General features: G+C 61.7%; 21 protein-coding genes, 1 tRNA gene and 1 pseudogene. 10 read left to right on the top strand and 13 right to left on the bottom strand.

Features of this window, described 5'->3' with window-relative positions; genetic code table 11:
* Positions 1-269 precede the first annotated feature (269 nt).
* Both ilvD and GGD63_RS01765 read left to right on the top strand, forming a co-directional pair.
* Entirely contained in the window at positions 270-2,120 is a 1,851-nt protein-coding gene (gene ilvD / locus GGD63_RS01760; protein WP_183239181.1) for a dihydroxy-acid dehydratase, read from the top strand.
* Positions 2,121-2,334: 214 nt separating this feature from the next.
* Positions 2,335-2,658, top strand: coding sequence for a hypothetical protein (locus tag GGD63_RS01765; RefSeq protein WP_183239182.1), 324 nt, complete (start codon positions 2,335-2,337; stop codon positions 2,656-2,658).
* A 724-nt stretch (positions 2,659-3,382) separates the two neighbouring features.
* On the opposite strand, the gene GGD63_RS01770 is transcribed toward GGD63_RS01765, so the two are convergent.
* The 3 genes from GGD63_RS01770 to GGD63_RS01780 all read right to left on the bottom strand — a co-directional run bounded on the left by GGD63_RS01770 (position 3,383) and on the right by GGD63_RS01780 (position 6,201).
* Positions 3,383-3,901, bottom strand: a complete 519-nt coding sequence (locus GGD63_RS01770) for a hypothetical protein (protein ID WP_183239183.1) — start codon at positions 3,899-3,901, stop codon at positions 3,383-3,385.
* 41 nt (positions 3,902-3,942) lie between these two features.
* Positions 3,943-4,272, bottom strand: a complete 330-nt coding sequence (locus GGD63_RS01775; protein ID WP_183239184.1) for a hypothetical protein — start codon at positions 4,270-4,272, stop codon at positions 3,943-3,945.
* A gap of 966 nt (positions 4,273-5,238) precedes the next feature.
* On the bottom strand, positions 5,239-6,201 hold the full coding sequence (locus tag GGD63_RS01780) for an alpha/beta fold hydrolase (RefSeq protein ID WP_183239185.1): 963 nt from the start codon (positions 6,199-6,201) through the stop codon (positions 5,239-5,241).
* A 341-nt stretch (positions 6,202-6,542) separates the two neighbouring features.
* On the opposite strand from GGD63_RS01780, the gene GGD63_RS01785 reads away from it, so the two are divergent.
* Complete coding sequence (locus GGD63_RS01785) at positions 6,543-8,333, top strand: adenylate/guanylate cyclase domain-containing protein (RefSeq protein ID WP_183239186.1); 1,791 nt, start codon at positions 6,543-6,545, stop codon at positions 8,331-8,333.
* Between the two features lie 380 nt (positions 8,334-8,713).
* On the opposite strand, the gene GGD63_RS01790 is transcribed toward GGD63_RS01785, so the two are convergent.
* From GGD63_RS01790 to GGD63_RS01810, 5 genes are all read right to left on the bottom strand, one after another.
* Complete coding sequence (locus GGD63_RS01790) at positions 8,714-9,232, bottom strand: hypothetical protein (protein ID WP_183239187.1); 519 nt, start codon at positions 9,230-9,232, stop codon at positions 8,714-8,716.
* Positions 9,233-9,254: 22 nt separating this feature from the next.
* Positions 9,255-9,626: a DUF4062 domain-containing protein gene (locus tag GGD63_RS01795; RefSeq protein ID WP_183239674.1), complete on the bottom strand. Its 372-nt coding sequence runs from the start codon at positions 9,624-9,626 to the stop codon at positions 9,255-9,257.
* A 126-nt stretch (positions 9,627-9,752) separates the two neighbouring features.
* Positions 9,753-9,842: transfer RNA gene (locus GGD63_RS01800), tRNA-Ser, on the bottom strand.
* Positions 9,843-10,245: 403 nt separating this feature from the next.
* Positions 10,246-10,443, bottom strand: a complete 198-nt coding sequence (locus GGD63_RS01805) for a hypothetical protein (protein ID WP_183239188.1) — start codon at positions 10,441-10,443, stop codon at positions 10,246-10,248.
* A 1,004-nt stretch (positions 10,444-11,447) separates the two neighbouring features.
* Positions 11,448-11,747: a hypothetical protein gene (locus tag GGD63_RS01810; protein ID WP_183239189.1), complete on the bottom strand. Its 300-nt coding sequence runs from the start codon at positions 11,745-11,747 to the stop codon at positions 11,448-11,450.
* An 883-nt stretch (positions 11,748-12,630) separates the two neighbouring features.
* Between GGD63_RS01810 and GGD63_RS01815 the strand changes: the two genes are divergently transcribed.
* Positions 12,631-12,822 carry a hypothetical protein gene (locus GGD63_RS01815; RefSeq protein WP_183239190.1) on the top strand — a complete coding sequence of 64 codons (192 nt, stop codon included), beginning with the start codon at positions 12,631-12,633 and terminating at the stop codon, positions 12,820-12,822.
* Positions 12,823-12,872: 50 nt separating this feature from the next.
* Here the strand turns inward: GGD63_RS01815 and GGD63_RS01820 are convergent, their stop codons facing one another.
* Positions 12,873-13,100, bottom strand: coding sequence for a hypothetical protein (locus GGD63_RS01820; protein WP_183239191.1), 228 nt, complete (start codon positions 13,098-13,100; stop codon positions 12,873-12,875).
* Positions 13,101-13,354: 254 nt separating this feature from the next.
* Here GGD63_RS01820 and GGD63_RS01825 point away from each other — a divergent pair, with 254 nt between their 5' ends.
* Positions 13,355-13,675, top strand: coding sequence for a DUF1476 domain-containing protein (locus GGD63_RS01825; protein WP_183239192.1), 321 nt, complete (start codon positions 13,355-13,357; stop codon positions 13,673-13,675).
* Positions 13,676-13,694: 19 nt separating this feature from the next.
* Here GGD63_RS01825 and GGD63_RS01830 read toward each other — a convergent pair whose 3' ends face one another.
* Both GGD63_RS01830 and GGD63_RS40740 read right to left on the bottom strand, forming a co-directional pair.
* Positions 13,695-14,165, bottom strand: a complete 471-nt coding sequence (locus GGD63_RS01830; RefSeq protein ID WP_183239193.1) for a GNAT family N-acetyltransferase — start codon at positions 14,163-14,165, stop codon at positions 13,695-13,697.
* A 36-nt stretch (positions 14,166-14,201) separates the two neighbouring features.
* A pseudogene (locus tag GGD63_RS40740) lies at positions 14,202-14,279 on the bottom strand (TIGR00645 family protein); the annotation flags it as partial.
* 266 nt (positions 14,280-14,545) lie between these two features.
* Here GGD63_RS40740 and GGD63_RS01840 point away from each other — a divergent pair.
* Positions 14,546-14,779: a hypothetical protein gene (locus tag GGD63_RS01840; protein ID WP_183239675.1), complete on the top strand. Its 234-nt coding sequence runs from the start codon at positions 14,546-14,548 to the stop codon at positions 14,777-14,779.
* Between the two features lie 28 nt (positions 14,780-14,807).
* On the opposite strand, the gene GGD63_RS40545 is transcribed toward GGD63_RS01840, so the two are convergent.
* Positions 14,808-14,936, bottom strand: coding sequence for a hypothetical protein (locus GGD63_RS40545; RefSeq protein ID WP_283811913.1), 129 nt, complete (start codon positions 14,934-14,936; stop codon positions 14,808-14,810).
* Between the two features lie 805 nt (positions 14,937-15,741).
* Here GGD63_RS40545 and GGD63_RS01845 point away from each other — a divergent pair.
* Positions 15,742-16,677 (top strand): septal ring lytic transglycosylase RlpA family protein, encoded by a 936-nt coding sequence (locus tag GGD63_RS01845; protein ID WP_183239194.1) that lies wholly within the window; start codon positions 15,742-15,744, stop codon positions 16,675-16,677.
* Here GGD63_RS01845 and GGD63_RS01850 read toward each other — a convergent pair.
* Positions 16,674-17,627, bottom strand: coding sequence for an alpha/beta fold hydrolase (locus GGD63_RS01850; protein WP_183239195.1), 954 nt, complete (start codon positions 17,625-17,627; stop codon positions 16,674-16,676). The two genes, GGD63_RS01845 and GGD63_RS01850, sit on opposite strands and share 4 nt — an antisense overlap.
* A 152-nt stretch (positions 17,628-17,779) precedes the next feature.
* Between GGD63_RS01850 and GGD63_RS01855 the strand changes: the two genes are divergently transcribed.
* From GGD63_RS01855 to GGD63_RS01865, 3 genes are read left to right on the top strand one after another with little or no spacing between them, the layout of a single operon-like run.
* A complete protein-coding gene (locus GGD63_RS01855; protein WP_183239196.1) occupies positions 17,780-19,042 on the top strand; it encodes a D-alanyl-D-alanine carboxypeptidase family protein in 1,263 nt (420 codons plus the stop codon).
* Positions 19,043-19,044: 2 nt separating this feature from the next.
* Complete coding sequence (gene tmk, locus GGD63_RS01860; protein ID WP_183239197.1) at positions 19,045-19,731, top strand: dTMP kinase; 687 nt, start codon at positions 19,045-19,047, stop codon at positions 19,729-19,731.
* Positions 19,728-20,774, top strand: a complete 1,047-nt coding sequence (locus GGD63_RS01865; RefSeq protein WP_183239198.1) for a DNA polymerase III subunit delta' — start codon at positions 19,728-19,730, stop codon at positions 20,772-20,774. The genes tmk and GGD63_RS01865 overlap by 4 nt, the downstream gene beginning before the upstream one ends.
* Positions 20,775-20,861: the final 87 nt, after the last annotated feature.

The raw sequence follows: 20,861 nt of genomic DNA on the forward strand, positions 1-20,861 counted from the left end.
CATTCCGGGGCGCGCCGAAAGGCGCGAACCCGGAATCCATTGTCCCGCGGGTACTGCCGCCCGATGGATTCCGGGTTCGATGCTGCGCATCGCCCCGGAATGACGGAAACGTAAAACAGGCGACGAAACCCCGCGCCGGGAGCAGGGGAGCCCTGTCCGGCCCAAGTTCCCGTTGCACCTCGGCGGCCCGTGCGCTATCCGGCCGGAAAGGCCTGAGGCGGCTCCATATTTTCCCGCCCCGGCACCCAAACCCGAGGACGGAAACCGCCATGCCAGCCTATCGCTCCCGCACCACCACCCACGGCCGCAACATGGCGGGCGCTCGCGGCCTCTGGCGCGCGACGGGCATGAAGGACGGAGATTTCGGCAAGCCGATCATCGCCGTCGTCAACTCCTTCACCCAGTTCGTGCCCGGCCACGTCCACCTCAAGGACCTCGGCCAGCTCGTCGCCCGCGAGATCGAGCAGGCCGGCGGCGTCGCCAAGGAATTCAACACCATCGCGGTCGACGACGGCATCGCCATGGGCCATGACGGCATGCTCTACAGCCTGCCGTCGCGCGAATTGATCGCCGACAGCGTCGAGTACATGGCCAACGCCCATTGCGCCGACGGCCTCGTCTGCATCTCCAACTGCGACAAGATCACGCCCGGCATGCTGATGGCCGCGCTCCGGCTCAACATCCCCGCCGTGTTCATCTCGGGCGGGCCGATGGAGGCCGGCAAGGTCAAGCTGCAGGGCAAGACCAAGGCCGTCGACCTCATCGACGCCATGGTGGCCGCGGCCGACTCCAAGGTCAGCGACGACGACGTCAAGGTGATCGAGCGCTCGGCGTGTCCGACCTGCGGCTCCTGCTCGGGCATGTTCACCGCCAATTCCATGAACTGCCTGACCGAGGCGCTTGGTCTGGCGCTGCCCGGCAACGGCTCGGTGGTCGCAACCCACGCCGACCGCAAGCGCCTGTTCGTCGAGGCCGGCCACACCATCGTCGATCTCGTGCGCCGCTATTACGAGCAGGACGATGCTTCGGTCCTGCCGCGCAACATCGCCAGCTTCAAGGCGTTCGAGAACGCGATGACGCTGGACATCGCGATGGGCGGCTCGACCAACACCGTGCTGCATCTGCTTGCCGCGGCCCATGAAGGGCAGGTCGCGTTCACCATGAAGGATATCGACCGGCTGTCGCGCCGCGTCCCCGTGCTGTGCAAGGTCGCGCCGTCGGTCGCCGACGTCCATGTCGAGGACGTGCACCGCGCCGGCGGCATCATGGGTATTCTTGGCGAGCTCGACCGCGCCGGCCTGATCGACACCTCGGTGTCGACCGTGCACGCGCCGACCATGAGCGAGGCGCTGGAGCGCTGGGACATCAAGCGCTCCAAGAGCGAGGCGGTGCGCACCTTCTATCGCGCCTCGCCCGGCGGCATCCCCACGCAAGTCGCGTTCAGCCAGGAGCGCCGCTACGACGAGCTCGATGCCGACCGCGAGAAGGGCGTCGTGCGCGACCTCGCGCACGCCTTCAGCAAGGACGGCGGCCTCGCCGTGCTCTACGGCAACCTCGCGCAGGACGGCTGCATCGTGAAGACCGCCGGCGTCGACGCCTCGATCCTCAAATTCTCAGGGCCCGCGCGCGTGTTCGAAAGCCAGGACGCCGCCGTCGAAGGCATCCTGGGCGGCAAGGTCGTGGCCGGCGAGGTCGTGGTCATCATCTATGAAGGCCCGCGGGGCGGCCCCGGCATGCAGGAGATGCTGTATCCGACCAGCTACCTGAAATCGATGGGCCTCGGCAAAGCCTGCGCCCTCGTCACCGACGGACGCTTCTCGGGCGGCTCGTCCGGCCTGTCGATCGGCCATCTGTCGCCGGAGGCGGCGGAAGGCGGCAACATCGGTCTGGTGCGCACTGGCGACGTCATCGCCATCGACATTCCGAACCGCAGCATCACGCTGGAGGTCTCCGACGAGGAGCTCGCCAGCCGCCGTGCAGCGGAAGAGGCGAAGGGCGATGCCGCCTGGCAGGCGACGGGCCGCAAGCGCAACGTCTCGACCGCGCTGCAGGCTTACGCTGCACTCACCACCAGCGCTGCGCGCGGTGCCGTGCGCGAAGTGAAGCGTCGCTCGAAGTAAGCGAGGCGATGCGCCGCGCGGATGGTCAACAAGTGCTGAACGGCCGGCGAAAGCCGGCCGTTCGCATTAAGGATGCCTCGACGAACTTCAGCAGCCCTGGATTTTGCAGCGTATACTGATGCGACCTTCGCAAGTCCATTTCGGGCAACTGGGGCACTCCATAATGTCTCGTACTCTTGCTGTTGTTTTCTCCACGGCCGTCGCCGCGATGTCCATGACGGGCGCAGCTTCCGCCGGCTGCTACAATTGCTATACGCCGCCGCCGTGCACCACCTGCTATCAGCAGCAATACGTCGCGCCGCAATACCGCACCGTCGACGAGACCGTGATGGTATCTCCCGGCTCCGTCGTGGCGCACCGCACGCCGGCGCAGTACCGCACCGTGATGGTGCCGCAGACCGTGATGGTTGCGCCGCCGAGCGTCCAGTACGAGCGCATCCCGCCGCAATACGCCACGCGCCAGCGCGTCGAGATGGTCTCGCCGGGCTATTCCTATTACGCCCCGGTGCAGATGGGCTGCGCCTCCTGCGGCTACTGAGCCGACCGCAGCAACGGCCGAATTTCGCGCGGCGCTCCCTCGGGGCGCCGCGTTTTCTTTTGGCCTCAAGCAAACAGGGCCCGGACCTGGAGCAGAAACTCCAGCCGGGCCCCGCAACCGGCAACGCTCTGGGCGGTGTCGACGGTCCCGCCAAGGCTAGGACACCGGGCTGACACACGCCTGACAGAGCGATTTCCATGGAAACGAGGGACGGCCACCGCGCGCCCGCCAGCTTCGCGTTGCCTTGGGCGGTCGGCCATGGGGGCTATCAATAGCCACAACGCGGCCCCGGCTGGGTGGGGGGCTTTTGGGGTAGAGCCGGGGCCGCAGGAGGTTGCTTGGACCCTTGGGGAAGGCCAAGCGATCGATAGCTTACCCGGCGCCTCCCAGCACTTCTGTTCGCTTCAGCACATTGCGCGCTAATCATTGCAGCGCTGTCTGCGTTTTGGGGAAACGGCCCCAACCCAGGGATAGGAGGAGTTGGGGCCGAAGTTGCCGGGCGAGCAAGGCTACGCTTAGCCCGGACTCAACATTTGGCATCGAACCCAGGTCGCTCGCGATTGGGCAACCGGCGTACCTCGGATTTGCAATGCCCTAGATTCTCCTCTGTGCGGGTGCAACCGAAGGGTCCCGGTGGTGTCCGCTTGCTAGGTTCGGCGGAGCTGCTCTAACCCATTGGTGATATCGGGGAGACGAAAGAAGCTGTCCAGCATCAGTGCGCAGATCAATTTACCAAGGATGAGTATGGGCTCGGATGAGAAGCGACGAAAATGGGATAAGCAACCGTGCCGTCCAAAGCACGCAGGCGCGCTCGGTACAAGGCATCGATCTTGCGCTCAGCAGCAGCGTTGAAACCTGCCTGCTGCAAGATCAAGATTGGGTTGGCGGCGCATTTTTCCACATTATCTTCTTGGACGGTCAGCTTGAACGAACTGGCTGTGTGATTCAGCGCCATAGACAAAATGTAGAAGTATTCGCCAGAACAGACATGAAAGGTCTTGTAGCCGTCACCATTAGAAAATGGACCTAGCTTTAGATTGTCTGCGGTCGGGATGCCGAATGATCGCAGCAGCTCATGCAACTTAGTCTCCATGCCCACGTGACTTGAAGCAGAAATTGCATTGCAAACTTCGCGACTAATCACTTCGTCATCAACCAGAGTCTTGTTGGGGGGCAACCCGTTATATTGGCCAAGGATTGCGCTGAACGCGCTGAGCCCGGTAGACCATCCCAACCGGCTCATCCTTCGATCTGTTATCTTCAATCAAGAAGAGCGTATGGCGTTCAGTCACGTTTTCGGCACATCCAGAAAGCTATCTGCTTTATGGGACCGTTCTCGACCGATAACGTCACCCGAACTCCCCAAGCGCTGACCAATCTGAAAAGCGCTTCATCGGAGCCGCTTTTGGGAAGTACGGCTGCCAGCCTGGACAGCTTTTCGTGTTCGGTAAACGGACGACCGACTCTTTGCTGTGTGCTCTCGGCTGATGGCCCACCCAAGCCGAGCGCAACCTTCCAAATCGGCACTTTGTCGTATTTCACCGGCCCGGCAACTTGCTCGAAATACGAATCCATTCGTCCACGATCAACATACAGATAATCTGCTATATCCATGGCTACCGATCCATTGGAAAAGGATTTGGGCTATATCAGCAAGCGAATCATAACACGTAGAGGTTGATTGTCACCGATTGTGTTCGGTCCTTCATTCTTAGCGACGGCTGTTTTCCACGCTGCACACATTCTAGGTACACTTCCGCCGCGCGTCCAAGGCGGGCCGCGCGTCAGGTCGCTTGTTTGGCTGTTGCTCGTGTCTGCGGAACGTCAGCTTCGGGTCAAACCGCGAAGAACTCAGGTTGAGCAAATCTGGTCCGCTCTGGCTTGATGAGCGGACCTCCTTCGAACACGGCGCAAGTTCGCAGATGGGCCAAAGGACTAAACCGCTCGCGCGGTAGGCCGCCGGGGCTGGCGACACAGCGAAGCAATGGGCGACAACTCATCCTGACGAGCGGGGCAATTAGCCCGTTGCGGGTGATGATCCGACGATCGAGGACGTGCTGATCTGGAAGTTCGTCGCGGAGCACCAACCATTGCACAAGATCCGGCTCGAACCCAACATTCTCGATCGTGATTGTGCGCACCGTCGCGCCAATTGCGCCCGGTCCAGGATCTCGACGTAAGCAGAGTTACTGATGCGGTGATGCTCTTGACGAGCAGCTCGAAACGGTTTCGGCTCAGATAGCTCCGGCAGCTTTCCATCTCGCTAGAGTCAGTCTGCCTCATGGGATTCGAATATCGATGACCTCACGTCTAGATTGTGGGGTGTGTTATTTTTGCTACGGCCAAGCCATTGAAAGTACGGGTGCCGCTGAACATTAAAATCCCCATAGACGATCTTCCTGATCGTCCGAAGGTTGTCTCCGCCGTCGACGCGACTTGGCTCGTGCACGCGGCACCGTCCTACGTCCCCCCAGCGCGGTTTCCTCCTTTGGAGGCTTTCGGACGCCGGCCGCCGAGCTCGCGGCGCCGTCCCTCATGCGGCCGGCATCCGAAACCCTTCACATGAGCTGACTCAGTGCATCAGTTCTGTTTCAGGAATTCCAGGAGCGAATTGTTTACGTCTTTGGCGCGCTCTTGCTGGGTCCAATGACCGCAACCTTTCAAGACTAACGTCTCGCGAAGCAAGGGCACCGACTGTTTGAGGCTAGGGATGAGATGGTTCCAATTCGGCGATCTGTAAACCCCGTCTCGATCGCCAACGACATAGAGTGCCGGGACCTGAACCTTTGCGCCAGACCATGGTGCGAGTAGTTCCCAATTCCGATCAATGTTGCGATACCAGTTCAAACCTCCGCCAAAGCCGGTGCGCTTGAATTCCCTGACGTAAAACTCGATGTCATTGTCCGTGAGCCACGTTGGCAATGATTGGGCTGTAGGCTTCCCATCAAGCCACCCCCCCTCATTAGGAAGCATCGCGAGCGACGCAGGATCTTCAACTGGCGCGTCGCCGGATAGAGCAAACAATGTTGTCCTGATTGCGTTGTGGACGTCTTTTTCGAGTTCTGCCTCGGCAACGCCCGGCGTCTGGAAATAGAGTTGATAGAAGCGCTGCTTTTCGGTCCTCGGCATGACGGCGCTTGGTCGGTTTGGACCACGCACCTGAAACGGCACGCTCAGGCCAACGACAGCCCTAAATCGATCCGGTCTGAACAGAGCGCAGCGCCAAGCGACCAGCGCTCCCAAGTCATGCCCGACAACGACTGCTTGATCCGTGCCGATCGCGTCGAGCAATCCGACCATGTCTCCCGTCAAATGCAACAGAGTGTATTGATCGATCGCATCCGGTTTGTCCGTCTGCCCGTAACCACGCATGTCGGGCGCGATGGCGCGATATCCGGCGCCAGCGAGCGCTTCCAATTGGTGCCGCCACGAATACCAGCACTCCGGAAAGCCATGGCAGAGAAGCACGGTGGGGCCGCTCCCTGCTTCGGCCATGTGCATTCGAATGCCATTTGTCTCGATAAATCGATGCGAGATCGTCATTGCCAACCTCCGTAAGATCATTGATCTGTTAGCTAATCAGTCAATTGTCGGCTCCAGCCCCAACCGAAGTGGCTCCGCCGACATCAAGTCGAACGGCGGGCCGCCAAAACGACATGCTCTACGAATTTATTTTCGAGCCCGCACCGCGCCTTCGGCAGTACGGGGTCGGCTTCGGGTCATGAACGACGATCTCACTCGTGACGCCGCCTTTCCGGTGCGCCTCTGATAGCCGACCATCGAGACAGGCGTCCCGACCATCGCGAAGGGCCAAAAAGAGACATCAGCCAAGTAGGCATCCAAGCAGGTCTGTCGTATAACTCGGCCTTACGAGGACCAGTGCCATGGTTCAGGAGCGCCCAGCCCGGATCGAGCGCAGATTGTCGGCGATATTGGCCGCCGACGTCGCTGGCTATTCACGGCTTATGCACCAAGACGAAGAGGCCACGCATACCAAGCTGACAGCGCTCCTCTCGGACGGGATCATGCCCGCGGTCACTGAGCACGGCGGTCGCATTGTTAAAAATACTGGCGACGGGTTCTTGGCAGAATTTCCAAGCGCGGTCGAGGCGGTTCGGGCTGCCGTACAGCTCCAGACCCGCGTCAACGAGCTTACAAACGCAGAGGCGGAAGACAGGCGTATTGCTTTTCGTATCGGCATCAATGTTGGCGACGTGATTGTCGAGCCGCATGACATTTTCGGCGACGGCGTAAACATTGCGGCGCGGCTCGAGAGTATCGCAGAGCCCGGCGGCATCTGCATCACGTCTTCCGCATACGACCATGTACGGGGAAAGGTCAGCGTTGAGTTCATTGATTTAGGCGAGCAAAATCTCAAGAACATCCACAGCGCGGTCCGGGTCTATGCAGTTGTCCGGGCAAGACCTAGTTCGACGACACAGGTTGAGAGCGCGAAGCCAGAGCCGCTGTCGCCGCCTCGTCTTTCCATTGTTGTACTGCCGTTCGTCAATCTAAGCGGTGATCGTGAGCAGGACTATTTCGCGGACGGCATAACCGAGAGTCTGACCACGGATCTGTCGCGCATCGGTGGTTCATTTGTAATGGGATCGAACAGCGCCGTCTCATACAAGGGCAGAGCTACCGATGCGCGCCAAGTTGGTCGCGAATTGAATGTTTGCTACGTGCTCGAAGGCTCAGTGCAACGCAGCGGCAAGCGACTTCGGATGAATGTTCAGCTGATCGATGCCAGGAGCGGCCAGCATCTTTGGGCCGAGCGCTTCGAGAAGCCTGTCGTCGACCTGTTCGATATGCAGGACGAAATCGTGTCGAGGCTCGCCGGTACATTAGGTGCCCAACTCATCGAGGCTGAGGCGCGACGAGCCGAGCGTACGCTGCATCCCGATGCGATGGACTTGTGCTTCCAGGGCCGGGCCTGGTTGATGAAGGGGATTAGCCTTGAATGCGTGACGCAAGCGCGGGGCTTCTTCGAACGCTCGCTGGAGTTCGATCCCGGCAACGTCGAAGCAATGATTGGTCTGGCAAATGTTGATACGGTAGTTGGAGGTAGTTTTACGACGGATGATGGGCCCGCGCGGCTTGCGGCGGCCGAGGCGATGGTGAACAAGGTATTGTCGATTAGGCCGAATAGTGCCTCAGCCCACATGGCTCGGGGTTGGGTCCAGACCTTTACGAACCGGGCCGCCCAAGGCATCCGTGAGTTCGAACATGCGTTGGCGCTGGCTCCGAATTTGGCCAACGCTCATGCTGCCCTTGGTTTCGCCAAATCCTACATAGGTCGGGCTACCGAGACCGAAGGTCATATACTCGAAGCTTTACGGCTCTCTCCTCGCGACGTTTTCGCCTACCAGTGGGCGTGTTTTGCGGGCGTGGCCAAGCTGCTGCTTGGTTCAGACGTCGAAGCCGTCAGTTGGCTGCGACAAAGCACCGAGGCGAACCGTAACTTTCATCTCGCTCATATATCGCTCGCCGCTGCCTTGGCCTTGACCGGCGCGCTCGATGAGGCGCGAACTGCTGCGAGAACGGGACTTGCGCTCAACTCAGGTTTCACCATTCGTCGCTTGCTCGCAGCTCAACAAAGCGACAATCCAATTTACCTTGAAGGGCTGCAGCGCTTGTGTGAAGGCTGGCGCCTCGCTGGCGTGGCGGAAGGGTGATGAGCGCTTCGGGCCGACTTCAGTGCTTTACTGCCCTACGTCGGCTTTGGGTCACGCGCCGACCTCGGCAGCTTGCTCGGCGAAGTTCGGTTCAACACTGAAGAGCGGACATTAGGCTCAATCCGCTAAGGTCGGCTAGGCGGAAACATCATCCGCCGTGTTCGCGGCTTAAATGATTGAAGTATCTTGCGGTGATTTTTGCGAGAAAATTTTGCTCACCAAAACGACTAACCAATTTTCCGGTAGGCAATCATTGTGATGCGGCGTTCCGCCGTGAAAGCTTCAGATGGTAGCTGCGTTCTTATGTTCTTATGACGTCATCGTCTTGAGCGCCGAGTGAGAGGCAAAATACTTCCGGCCCTTATCGGTGATCAGCCATACTAGCCTATCAATTCGATAAGGCCGAGGGCTTCGAATTGCCTTCGGACCATCACATAGTCATCGCGATTGCAATAGCTCTGCCGGAGTGGTTTGCTTCCGATCGGTCTACCGACGTTGGAGGCAATTGCGTTAGAAATCTGGCTTTCACCCAGCTCTTTGACGATCTCGTCGTAGATGGCCAAGAAGATATCCTTGAACGTAGTCTCTACGGTATAATCTTCGTTGGTGTTCGGCTGGCTTGAGTGGTGCGTCACTTCCTTGAGCCTGAGGGTAAGCCCTGTTTCAGGTCCCTTGAGAGCCGGATCGAAGGTGACCGCTACAGAATCATTTGCTTTTGCTAGGGTGGCCTTCAGATCGGCATTCGCAATCCTCAGCCTTTCTAATTCCTGCAGTAGTTTCGGATCAATAGCGTTGTCGCCGCGCACCCATCCAAGTCCTGGCTTCAGATTGGTTTGATGCGCAACTGCCGTGACGATTTTTGTGCAAAGTTCGTCTTGGTTGCTCCAGAAATCGACCATCCGACCGGTTTTTGGCTTTGCGTTAAATCAGACTTGTGCGCCCAGCTTCGTCCTTCTCGCATCTATTTGCTGGCAACGAGCCCGGTTCCTTGTGAAGGAATGCGAGAACCGGGATACCCTGCGACATCGCGTAATCGCATTCCTTCTCCGTGAAACTCAAGCCGTCGCTTGCTACCGATCCGTATCGGCCGGCCGTGATCACCACATAGTAGTCGCTGCGATCGATGACCCGCTTGATGTACTCGAATTGGTCTTGGTCGCTCGCTGGGAAGAGTTCCATGCCGGCTGGCAAATAACCAAACTTTGCCAAGCTGGTGCTCACAAGGCGCCGCTGTTCCTGTAAGTCTTCGAATGTCGAACTAACGAAAAACCCTATCCACTGCGAACCCCAAATTGGCCACGCTGGACGCTAACACATAAGGCGCGCTTTGCTGATCCGAGCTTATTCGCAGAGGTGGTTAGTCGCTATTGGTCAGTCAAAACCGAAGAATATTGAAATTATTGGCTTTTTGGCCTTGACTGGCGGAAGGGGTGGGATTCGAACCCACGGTACCCTTGCGGGCACGCCGGTTTTCAAGACCGGTGCCTTAAACCACTCGGCCACCCTTCCAGCGCAATAGTTTCAACCACTTAGCGGCTGACCCCGTCGAGCGCGATGCGAACAGTCCCGGGTTCCGGGACATGTCACGGATAGACGTCTCTTACGGCTTGAGAAAGCCCGCCGCAAGCACGGCGAAGGCGGCTCTCGAGGTGCCTCGGCGTCCTTGCTGCGCTTGGGCCTGTTGTCATTCCCTGGCGTTTGGCGAGCGGATCGACAGACGTGCCGCATTCAGCCGCGGGATTGAGGTCGGCTGCAGTGCCGGATGAATCGCCGATGGATCGCCGCGCTTGACCGGTTTGGATCCAGCCCTGTCGAAGACGCGCCACCCACGATGGTGCTCTGGCCTGCATCCTTCACGTACGCGGCCAGCGCCACATGGTTCTCGAAGTCGACCTCGACGAACATCCCGAAGTCAGAAGCGAACGCCGACCGGATCGAATGAAGCGGACTTGTGCCCGCCGCCTGTCGAAGGATCGGAGGGGCCGCTCGGGCCCGGAGGCGTCGGGTTGACGGTCGCCGTCTTCAGAATTTGCGGCACAAAGAGCTGGCCGAAGTTGAGGCCGCCACCGCTGACGAGTTCGAGCTCCGAAGTGCTGAGTTCGCGTCCCATGGATCGTCTCCCGATCTATAGCGTCTGTGGCTCCAGCCATAGCGCATCGCGGAGACCAGCGACCGTGACGGCTGTCACAGTGCTGCGACACCGTGGGCGGCGCTGATTGCGTCCTAGCGGGGCGAGATTTCGTACCTCTCCAATCGCTCAATGGCTGCTTGGCGTTCGTGCTGGCCCAGCCAGACCAGCGCCAAAAGCAGCGTGCCGCAAAGCGCCGCGAATCCGAAAACCAGACGCTTCATCGCCTGTGAATTCGAATGCGTGGGTAAGGTTCCTGACGATGCGGATGATCGTTACGCGCGATGGCCTGATAGGTCACGGCGCCTGTCCGTAAACAAGGAAGCCTGGAGCGCAGTTCTTGCTGCAGGCGACCGGGAAAAATCGGCAACGCCTCGCCGGGAATCAGGTAAGCTCCATCGTGCGGCCGGTGTCCATTTGGAAGCCCCTATCGGCCGCAAATCTGGGAATGCGCGGCCTTGCTTTCTCTGCCCGGAGAAAGTGAGGCCGTTTTTATGATGGAGACCGTTTGGGACTGCGCGGGAAGTCAGTCCGATTGCGATGCAGGTCGCCAATTCACGAAATCAAATTCGTCCTGCCATTCATGGACGATGGTTTTGCAGTAGGCGCAGCAAAACTGGCGCGGCTCATGGTCGTCTCGGGAAATCTGATCGGTCATGAAGGCCGCGTCGCATTTCGGGCAAGCAAAGACAACTCGCGTCATCAAAATTGCCATCGCTGAAAACGGGTCGCCCGCATGATTCCAGAACAGGGGGCACGGGCTAGATGGGAATTATCGATGGTAGCCCGGCAAAACCCGCATGCCTCGTGGCGGAACCGTCGGCGGCATGCGGGTTTTCTCCGCAAGTCGCGCCATGGCTTCTGTTGAGGCAGGGCAATTGGAAGTGGTGCGACGGGCCGCCGGCGATATTGAGGTGAAGAGCCGGCGGCCCACTTCAAGTATTGTCTTGAACCGATGTTCCCAATTGCGGGAATTGGTCTCGCTGCTATCGCCGGTTCTTGTTTCTCTCGCAGAACAGAAGGCCCACGACCTTTGATTTTGGCGCAGATCCTGCGCCGCCAGCGTCCGCGACGGTAAAGCTCGGACTTACGCCGTTTGCGCCAGGCTGGAACGTGTTGCCGACGCCGGCAACAAGCGCTCCGGCAGCGGGACTGTACTCCTGCCATCCTTTCGGACAGCTGGGCAGGTTGAAGGCCAGGACAGTGTGCTCTGGCAGGTCTTGGGCTTGGGCCGGAAAGTTGAACGCGCTCAGGAAAACGATCGATAGTGCGGCAGCAATTCGCATGGCTTGCAATCCTCTCAGCTAAATGGTCACCGGCGCAGCATAGTTTGCGCGATGTATTTTCGCGTGCCCAAACAGGAAGCTGTTGCACAAGTTTGAGGCCCGCACGGCGCCCGCGCGACGACACCGGCTAAATCCCGCGCGCAGACCGCGCACCAATGAAATTCGATTTGCTGGGTAACTTCGCCGCGCGCATCCAGATCTGCGGCTGGTCGTGGCTCACATCGTGCCGGCGGACGATAGGGCCGGCGATCCGGATGAGGTCCCCATAAGGCCCGCCGGCTCAGACCAGCGGGTCTTTCTCGTCATGCAAAGAAGGCCACGATGGCGAGTGCGACGTCAGCGCCGAGGTCGCCTGAATACATCCAGAAAGCAATTCCAGCACCGAGAGTCAGCGCAATCACCTTGAGAGCAATCATCTTCAGTCTCCCCTTGAAATTCCGGGAAAAAGTAGCAGCGTTATGTTTCCGGGATGCTTCGAGCGGAGAGGGAAGGTGTTTCCTTCACCGAACCGTTATCGGCTCTCGTCCCTGGCAGCTTCCCTGTAAGCCCAGGTTTGGACGGAGTCGGCTCCGGCGACGGATTTTCCGAAAATGGCAAAATGCCACTGTTTTGCCCGACGGGTCAAGCATCCCTTCGGGAACACGAGAAAAAGTCGTTGTACCGTCATGACTTAGCTACTGTGCATGGGGTTGTTTTTCGACATCTTGTTTGAGTGGGCCTCAGGCAGGGGCGGAAGGCCCCGATCTCCGCTTCGGGCGGGCGACCGGTCCGAGCGGGAGATTCTGCCGGTAAGAGCCTGAACAAGCGGGCATTTCGGCTTGCGTTGCGCCGCACGCGGGATCCGGCACATGGAACTCTTGCCTCACCTCCGCGTTGTCTCGCCATGACTGAAGACCTTTCCTTCCGACGCAAACCCCTGACCCCCGAACAGCGCCAGGCGCGCGATGCGGCTCGCCGGATCGAGGCCGAAAAGGCCATGCGCGATCACGAAGCGGCGCAGAAGGCGTTTTACGCCAACAAGGACCGGCTGAAGGCCGAGCGGCTCGCGCGTGAAGCTGCAGCCGCGAAGGGCTGACGGCGTCCGGTCGCAGCCCGCCAATTTTGCCAGGATCAACGGCCCGGCGGCTAGTGCCGCTTCTTGGACATGCTCTTCGCGCTCAAGGCCAGCTTGAGCGCCTGGACGGCTTCTGCGAATGCCCCGCGCGGTGATTGTGCCTCGATGGCTTCGGCCGCGATGCGGCAATCGTTGGCGACCTTGAGCAACCCGCTTCGTGCCAGGTCCATGGTGGAAAGGGCGGCCTGCTCCAGGCAGAGGCGTTCAAGCCGTCGAAACTCGCGCAGATCTCTGTTCATGCGTCAGCTCTCGATGTCCCGCATCCATGCGGCGCTGAGTCTGCTTAACAAACGGTAAACATCCTCCGGTAACAGATCTGGCTGGCACGAAGCTGGCGGCTGCGGTGGACAGCCCAAGCCTGGCGCAAGCGGCAGGCTTGACGGCGTTTGCCTTCCGCCGGAAGCTTCAAATGATCCTCAACTGACGTGAAATACGGAGACGTTCGCCTCCAGCCAATCCGAACCCGTTCAGTGACAACGCAATGGAGCTGACCATGACCACGTTCGACAAGCGCGAGCAGGGCTTCGAGGCCAAATTCGCCCACGACGAGGAGCTCATGTTCAAGGTGACGGCCCGGTCCAACAAGCTGCTCGGACTCTGGGCCGCCAGCCAGCTCGGCCTCAGCGGCGATGCTGCGGCCAGCTACGCGGCGGCGCTGGTGACGGAGCATCTGGAGAGCCGGACGATCGACGAAGTCCTGGACCAGGTGTCGGGCGATCTCCGCGGCAAGGGAGTGGCGCGCGAGCAGGTCGCCCAGAAGCTCCAGGAATGCCTGCATCAGGCCATGCAGCAACTGGAAGCAAAAAAGGAGTGAGCACCGCGCGGCCTGGTGCTCACAGCTCCATATGGATGATCTCGATGGGCTCGCCGCCGAGGCCGTGAGAGAACTGTCCTCGACCCGTGCTTCTGAAACCGTAGCGTCGGTAGAAGGCTTCGGCATTGATCGTGGCTTCAAGGCGGATCGGCCCGCTATGGCCACGCCGCGCCTCGGCCACGCCGATGTCGAGCAGCCGTCGCCCGACACCGGAGCCGGCAGCTCCGGGCAGCACGAACAATCGGGTGACCTCGCCGGGCTCGGCATCGACGAAGCCGATGACGATGTCGTTGCGAAGGCAGACGGTCATTCCCCCCTTGGCGATCAGCGCTTCGTAGAACCGGGGCGTCCGTTCGCCCATCCAGTTCTCGATCTGGGCCGGTGAATAGCATCCGCGCGAAAGACCCGCGATCGAGGCCTTGGTGATCTTGAACACGGTCTCCGCATCGTCCGGGCACGCCGGCCTGAAGGAGATGTCGTCAGCGGGCATGGGGACTCCGGTTTGTGTATCGCGAGATCGAACGCCTCACTCGGCGTGTCTGCGCATTCCGGAATCGCTGAGCTTGTCGACGTAGGCAATTCCGTGCGCCGAGACGATGAAGGTGCGCAGCAGCGCGATCGGTTCGGTCCTGGTCTCAGACACAACCGACATTCAGGCAGCATCCTCGCGAGCAGAGACGATCTCGCTTTTCTGTACCCCGACAAGATGGCCGGCGGAAGACGTGCGGTGCGCTTGACGAGGCTTCCGGCGATCGCGCGGTTTCGTGCTAGCGTGGACGCGGCCGTCCTGCGACGGCCCGGATCAGGAGGAGCGAGGTGCGGAACGGCTTTGACGGCGGGCTTGGGAGAACCGCGCTTGTTGTGGCGATCATGCTTGGCGCCGGCATCGGCGAGGTGTCGGCGACGCCGCTGACGCCGTTTCGCTACGAGGCGCAGGCGCAGCGCCATTGTCCGCATGATCAGGTGGTCTGGCTGGATTTCAGGAAGGGCGTCTATTACGCCAGGGGTCAGAAACGCTACGGCCAGGGTTTTGACGGCAGCTTCGTCTGCCTCAGCGAAGCCCGCGAGAACCTCTATCGCCGGTCGCTGCTCGGCCTGCGCTGAGCGCGTGACTGGCGCTCCAGGACGCCGGTTATTTCTGACCCGGCAGCTTCACCGGCACGTGTGGGGCGGTGCTGATGATGCGGGGGCTTCCGTCGGGATAGGCGCGGTCGCCGCGGATCAGCGATTCCAGAACCAGAAAAAATTTCTCGGCAAGCATTTGCGTCACCTTCGTTGGTGATGGCCTCTTGAAATACGTCGAGGCGCCGAATGCAGAAATTCAATCAACTAAAAGAGAGCCGGGCAATCCAGAACGGACGGCATGCTGCGTCGCGGTGTAGTTGTGGTTAGAGATAAGGAAAGGCGTGTGGTGGTGCTCAGCCGAAGGCCAGTGCCACCAGGCTCGAGCACAACAGCACCAGACCGCCTGCGGTCAATGCCAGGAAGCCATCGGATACGAGGTCATGGTTGCGCATGGGACACCTGCCGCTCTCGTCTTCGATGCTCGATCGGATTGATCAAAACGTCCGAACGTGCCGCCTTGAAAGAGGTGATGCTTGCCGCCCGTGCGAGTGCCTTCAGGCCCTCGTCCGGTAACCTTCGAACGCATGGGCCAGGAAGATCCCCGCGCTTACCAGACCCATCAGTGCCGAAACCGTCTCGATCATCGTTAAATTCCAAATCCCGCCCTTGCATGCGAGAGAACGCGTGCGGCCTTGCACAGTCAAAAGAATTCCAGTGAGCGGCGTGACAATGGGGGTGGAGTGAGGATTTGGCGCAACAGAATGTCCGGAAGTGGCACAGAGCAGGGCGCCTGCGCTCCGTAGATCAGCGGGGGAAGCGAACGGCCCGTTTACCATCCCGGCGTGATCGCCGCGGGCTCCCCATTTCCGCCGTGTTCGGGTTGCGTTATCGTTACCACATCCAAAGCGGTGGTGGGCCGCTTTGGGGCAAAGGACCGGACAGCGCGCGCCCGTCACCAAAGCGGGTGGGGTACGCCTCCGGCGAAATGGTATTTGGGGCGAATGGGGATCCGACGTTCAGATTCGGTTTTGCGGGCCGCGCGTGGTGTTGCGGCGGCCGCGACCTGCCTCGCGCTCGCCAATTGCGCTTCGTCGGGCAAATTCGCCAGCCGCGTCGATCCGAAATACGGCGTGTCCTCGAGCCCCCGGGTCGTGGCCTGGGGCGATCCGGTCCCGAAGGGCGGCGGCACCTACCGCGTCGGCAAGCCCTATGTGGTCGCCGGCAGGACCTACGTGCCGGAGGAGGACGTCAACTACCGCGCCGAGGGCATGGCGTCCTGGTACGGCGATGATTTCCACGGCCGTCTCACCGCCAACGGCGAAGTGTTCGACATGGGCTCGTTGACCGCGGCGCATCCGACCCTGCCGATGCCGTCCTACGCGCGGGTGACCAATGTCTCGAACGGCAAGTCGCTGATCGTCCGCGTCAATGACCGCGGGCCCTACCACGGCAACCGACTCATCGACGTCTCGAACAAAGCCGCCGAACTGCTTGAATTCAAAGGCAATGGTGTCGCCAGGGTCCGTGTCGAATATGTCGGCCGGGCGCCCCTCGAGGGCTCCGACGACCGCCAGCTGATCGCCACCCTGCGCACCGGGATCCCGGCGCCGTCGCCCTCGATGGTCCGGGTCGCCTCGGCGAGGCCCTTCGTGCCCGAGCTGCCGTCATCGACCCGCGGCGCCATTCGCGGCGAGGTTCCGATGCCGGAGGGGCGGCCCTACAATCTCGGCAACTCCTCGGCCGACATGGCCTCGCTCAATGCGACCTCGGAAATGTCGGCCTCGAGCCGCAGCCGGGGCCGGGCGCTCCAGAACGCGCGCGCCGTGTCCTATGACGAGGACGGCCGCTACACCACCGAGAGCGCTCCGTCCGCCGCCTATACCTCGGACGGCGCCGCCGAAGCCCGCAGCATCCTCAGCGGCCGCGGCCTGTACTAGGCCGCGCGCTCCTTCAAGAACGACACCAGCGCCGCATTCACTTCCTCGGGCCGCTCCTGCTGCACCCAATGGCCGGCGCCCTCGATGATCAGCTTCCGCTTGAGATTGGGTAGCACGCGCTCGAGCTCGTTGACGCGCTTGGCCCCGATCAGCCCCGTGATGACGGCGTCTTTCGAACCGGCAATGAAGAGGGACGGCTGGTGGATCTGCGCATCCTGCCAGGGCGCCGTCAGCTCCCAGTTGCGATCGAGGTTGCGGTACCAGTTCAGCCCGCCGCGGAAGCCGGACTTGCGGAAGGCCTCGGTGAAATAGGCGAGGTCAGCTTCGCTGAGCCAGGCGGGCAGCGGCTCTCCGGTGGTCGCGTGGCCCAGAAAGCCCTTTCCCTCCTGCACGAACATGGCGGCGGTGGGATCGGCGAGGCCGCGTCCGCCGAGCACGATGCGCATGGTGCGGGCAACGTCGCGCTCGAGCTCGGCCTCGGCGACGCCCGGCGCCTGGAAATATTGCCAGTAGAAGTTGGTCACTCCGCCCTCGCGCAGCAGGTCGAGCGGCTTGCCACGGCCGCGGAATGGCGGCGGCACGCTCAGGCCCGCCACCGCCGTGAAGATGTCGGGTCGGAACAGGGCCGCGTGCCAGGCCACCGGCGCACCCCAATCGTGGCCAACCACCATGGCCTTGGTTTCGCCGAGCGCCTGCACGAGGCCGACGACGTCGCCGACGGTGTCGAAGATCGAGTAGGCGTTCACATCGGCCGGCGCGGCGCTCTGGCCGTAGCCGCGCATGTCGGGAGCGACGACGTGAAAGCCGGCGGCGGCCAGCGCCGGGATCTGGTGGCGCCAGGAGTAGGACAGTTCCGGCCAGCCGTGGCAGAGCACGACCAGCGGACCCTGGCCGGCTTCGCGGATGTACAGGTCGATCCCGTTGGCCTTGATCATGCGGGTGGAAGACATCGCTTTTCCGCCTTGTTTCAGGGGTTTGGTCGCTAAATATAAGGTGTCACGATAGGGGCGTGACGAGAATCATGCAAACTCTGGCGCCGACGCCAGCCTCGTGTTGTTCGCACCGGTTCCAGCTGTTAGAACGCCGCTCTCAGGGCTTCGCCATGGCATTTCGTCTTTTTTCGCTCTGCCGCACCCGGTTCACCGCCGGAGCGATGGCGCGCGGGTTGATCGCTGCCGTTCTGGTGGCGGGGATCGGCTGGGGCGGGGCTCTCTATGCGGCCAACCAGAGCGTCCAGGGCGCCAAGAAGACGGAAGACGCCGGTTTCGACGGCGATGCGCCCACCGCGATCCTGATCGAGGCTTCCAGCGGCAGCGTGCTGTTCGAGAAGAATGCCGACGAGCTGCGCGCGCCGTCCAGCATGATGAAGCTGATGACGGCCGAGGTCGTGTTCAACGCCATCAAGAAAGGCGACATCAAGCTCACCGACGAGTACCGGATCAGCGAGAACGCCTGGCGCAGGGGCGGCGCGCCCTCCGGCGGATCGACGATGTTCGCCGCCATCAACAGCAAGGTCTCGGTCGACGATCTCCTGCATGGCGCGATCATCCAGAGCGGCAACGACGCCTGCATCGCGCTCGCCGAAGCCATGGCGGGCAACGAGCGGATCTTCGCCGCCGACTTCATGACCAAGCGGGCCCGCGAGCTCGGGCTCACCAAATCGACCTTCGCCAATTCCAACGGTCTGCCCGACCCCGGCAACAAGATGACGGTGCGGGAGCTCGGCATCCTCGCCCGGCACATCGTCCTGGACTTTCCGGAGTTCTACAAGCTGTTCGGCGAGAAGGAGTACACCTGGAACAAGATCCGCCAGCCCAACCGCAATCCGCTGCTCAATTCGATGGAAGGCGCTGACGGCCTCAAGACCGGCTACACCAAGGAAGGCGGCTACGGCATGGTCGGCTCTGCGGTGCAGAACGGCACGCGGCTGATTGTCGTCGTCAACGGGCTGGACGACCCCGAGGATCGCGCCACCGAAGCCAAGAAGATGCTGGAATGGGGCTTTCGCAACTTCGAGACCCGGACCCTGATCGCAGCCGACCAGCCGGTCGGGTACGCAAAGGTGTTTGGCGGCGAGAGCCGCTCGGTGAAGCTCGTCGCCAAGACGCCCGTGAAGGTGATGGTGCACAAGAACGGCAGCGACAAGCTGATCGCGCGCGTCGTGTATAAGGGTCCCGTGCGGGCGCCGGTCGAGGCCGGTCAGCAGGTCGGCGTGGTCAAGGTCTGGCGCGGCGGCAACATCGCGGTGGAGACGCCGGTCTATGCAGGTGAAGCGATCGGCACCGGCTCGACCATGCGGCGTGCGATCGACGGTGCCAGCGAGCTCGTGATCGGCATGTTCCGCGCGGGCGCCGAGAAGCTCTGATCATGAGTAAGAACGCGGTACAGCGACCGTCCGGACGCGGACGCTTCATCACCTTTGAAGGCGGCGAGGGGACGGGCAAGTCGACCCAGATCAAGAAGCTTGCCGACCGCCTCAAGGCGGCACGGATGCGCATCCTCGTCACGCGTGAGCCGGGGGGATCGCCGGGCGCCGAGATCATGCGCCATCTGGTGCTGTCGGGCATGGGCAAGCTGCTCGGGCCCGAAGCCGAGACGCTGCTGTTTGCCGCCGCGCGCGACGATCATGTCCGCACCGTGATCCAGCCCGCGCTGAACCAGGGCGCGTGGGTCCTCTGCGACCGCTTTGCGGACTCGACGCGGGCCTATCAGGGCAGCCTCGGCAGTGTCCCGATCGGGCTGATCAACGCGATGCAGCGGGTTACGATTGGCGATCTCAAGCCGGATCTGACCATCATCCTCGACCTGCCGGTCGAGATCGGATTGCAGCGTGCTGCCGTACGCCGCGGCACTGGCGCGCCCGACCGGTTCGAGAGCGAGCAGCTCAGCTTTCATCATGGCCTGCGCGAGGCCTATCGCAAGATCGCGGCGGAAGAGCCCAAGCGCTGCGTGCTGATCGACGCCAATTCCGATCCTGATACGGTCGCAGACCGCGTGTGGACTGCGCTGCGCGAGCGTCTCCTTCCCGCGACAGCGTCGGTGATCTCAGCATGAGCCCGCGTCAGGCCGAGCGTGAGACCGCCATTCCGCATCCACGCGAGACGAGCATTCTGTTCGGCCATCGCGAGGCCGAGACGGCGCTGCTGACGGCCTATCGCAGCGGGCGGATTCCGCACGCCTGGCTGATCGGGGGACCGCAGGGCATCGGCAAGGCGACGCTGGCCTATCGTATGGCGCGCTTCGTGCTCGCCCATGGCCAGCCGCTTTCATCTTCCGTGCAACGTGCCGAAAACCTCGCGATCGATCCTGACGACGCCGTGGCACGCCAGGTCGCGGCCGGCTCGCATGGCGGGCTGCTGACGCTGGAGCGCACCGCCAACGACCGCGGTGTGATGCGCACGGTCATCACCGTGGATGAGACGCGCGAGACAATCGGCTTCTTCGGTTCGACCGCTGCGGTGGAAGGCTGGCGGGTCTGCATCGTTGACACCGTCGACGAGCTCAATCCGAATGCGGCCAACGCACTGCTGAAGATCCTGGAGGAACCGCCGCAGCAATCGCTGTTCCTGCTGGTGAGCCATGCGCCCGCGCGCGTGCTCGCCACGATCCAGTCGCGCTGCCGGAAACTGCGCCTGCGGCCGCTCGGAACGGACGAGGTGATCGGCGCAGCGGCCGCAGCCGCTGACCTTGCTCCGACTGATCTGGCGCTGCGCGAGGCCGCAGAGGCTTCCGAAGGCAGCGTTGCACGCGCCCTGACGTTGCTTGGGGGTGACGCCCTGAAACTCCAGCAGCGCACGGCGGCGCTGCTGGCGCGTTTGCCGCAGGTCGATTCGCGCGAATTGCACACGCTCGGCGATTCGCTTGGGACCAGCGACCGCGTCGCGCTCGCGGCCTTCATCGACGGCATCGACCGCTGGATCGCGGAGCGTCTGCATGCGGACGATGCCAATGCCAACCAGAACCTGCCGCGCCTTGCGCGCCTAGCTGAGGTATGGGAAAAGATCGTCCGCGCCGCGCGCGACACCGAAACCTACAATCTGGAGCGAAAGCCCTTGGTTTTCTCGGTGTTCGGCTGGCTGGCGGACGCAACGCGCTAGAGCATGATCCGGAAAAGTGTGTAGCGGTTTTCCGACAGGATCATGCTCAAAACAATAACCTAACGCAGGTTCGTTTCCAAATTTCGA

It is taken from the genome of Bradyrhizobium sp. cir1 (genome assembly GCF_014198245.1).
Classification (GTDB): Bacteria; Pseudomonadota; Alphaproteobacteria; order Rhizobiales; family Xanthobacteraceae; genus Bradyrhizobium.

Bases quoted from the DNA above. Each gene is read 5' to 3' on its own strand.
- ilvD (WP_183239181.1), top strand. From the start codon at position 270: ATGCCAGCCTATCGCTCCCGCACCACCACCCACGGCCGCAACATGGCG.
- GGD63_RS01765 (WP_183239182.1), top strand. From the start codon at position 2,335: ATGACGGGCGCAGCTTCCGCCGGCTGCTACAATTGCTATACGCCGCCG.
- GGD63_RS01770 (WP_183239183.1), bottom strand. From the start codon at position 3,901: ATGAGCCGGTTGGGATGGTCTACCGGGCTCAGCGCGTTCAGCGCAATC.
- GGD63_RS01775 (WP_183239184.1), bottom strand. From the start codon at position 4,272: ATGGATATAGCAGATTATCTGTATGTTGATCGTGGACGAATGGATTCG.
- GGD63_RS01780 (WP_183239185.1), bottom strand. From the start codon at position 6,201: ATGACGATCTCGCATCGATTTATCGAGACAAATGGCATTCGAATGCAC.
- GGD63_RS01785 (WP_183239186.1), top strand. From the start codon at position 6,543: ATGGTTCAGGAGCGCCCAGCCCGGATCGAGCGCAGATTGTCGGCGATA.
- GGD63_RS01790 (WP_183239187.1), bottom strand. From the start codon at position 9,232: ATGGTCGATTTCTGGAGCAACCAAGACGAACTTTGCACAAAAATCGTC.
- GGD63_RS01805 (WP_183239188.1), bottom strand. From the start codon at position 10,443: ATGGGACGCGAACTCAGCACTTCGGAGCTCGAACTCGTCAGCGGTGGC.
- GGD63_RS01810 (WP_183239189.1), bottom strand. From the start codon at position 11,747: ATGCGAATTGCTGCCGCACTATCGATCGTTTTCCTGAGCGCGTTCAAC.
- GGD63_RS01815 (WP_183239190.1), top strand. From the start codon at position 12,631: ATGACTGAAGACCTTTCCTTCCGACGCAAACCCCTGACCCCCGAACAG.
- GGD63_RS01820 (WP_183239191.1), bottom strand. From the start codon at position 13,100: ATGAACAGAGATCTGCGCGAGTTTCGACGGCTTGAACGCCTCTGCCTG.
- GGD63_RS01825 (WP_183239192.1), top strand. From the start codon at position 13,355: ATGACCACGTTCGACAAGCGCGAGCAGGGCTTCGAGGCCAAATTCGCC.
- GGD63_RS01830 (WP_183239193.1), bottom strand. From the start codon at position 14,165: ATGCCCGCTGACGACATCTCCTTCAGGCCGGCGTGCCCGGACGATGCG.
- GGD63_RS01840 (WP_183239675.1), top strand. From the start codon at position 14,546: ATGCTTGGCGCCGGCATCGGCGAGGTGTCGGCGACGCCGCTGACGCCG.
- GGD63_RS40545 (WP_283811913.1), bottom strand. From the start codon at position 14,936: ATGCTTGCCGAGAAATTTTTTCTGGTTCTGGAATCGCTGATCCGCGGC.
- GGD63_RS01845 (WP_183239194.1), top strand. From the start codon at position 15,742: ATGGGGATCCGACGTTCAGATTCGGTTTTGCGGGCCGCGCGTGGTGTT.
- GGD63_RS01850 (WP_183239195.1), bottom strand. From the start codon at position 17,627: ATGTCTTCCACCCGCATGATCAAGGCCAACGGGATCGACCTGTACATC.
- GGD63_RS01855 (WP_183239196.1), top strand. From the start codon at position 17,780: ATGGCATTTCGTCTTTTTTCGCTCTGCCGCACCCGGTTCACCGCCGGA.
- tmk (WP_183239197.1), top strand. From the start codon at position 19,045: ATGAGTAAGAACGCGGTACAGCGACCGTCCGGACGCGGACGCTTCATC.
- GGD63_RS01865 (WP_183239198.1), top strand. From the start codon at position 19,728: ATGAGCCCGCGTCAGGCCGAGCGTGAGACCGCCATTCCGCATCCACGC.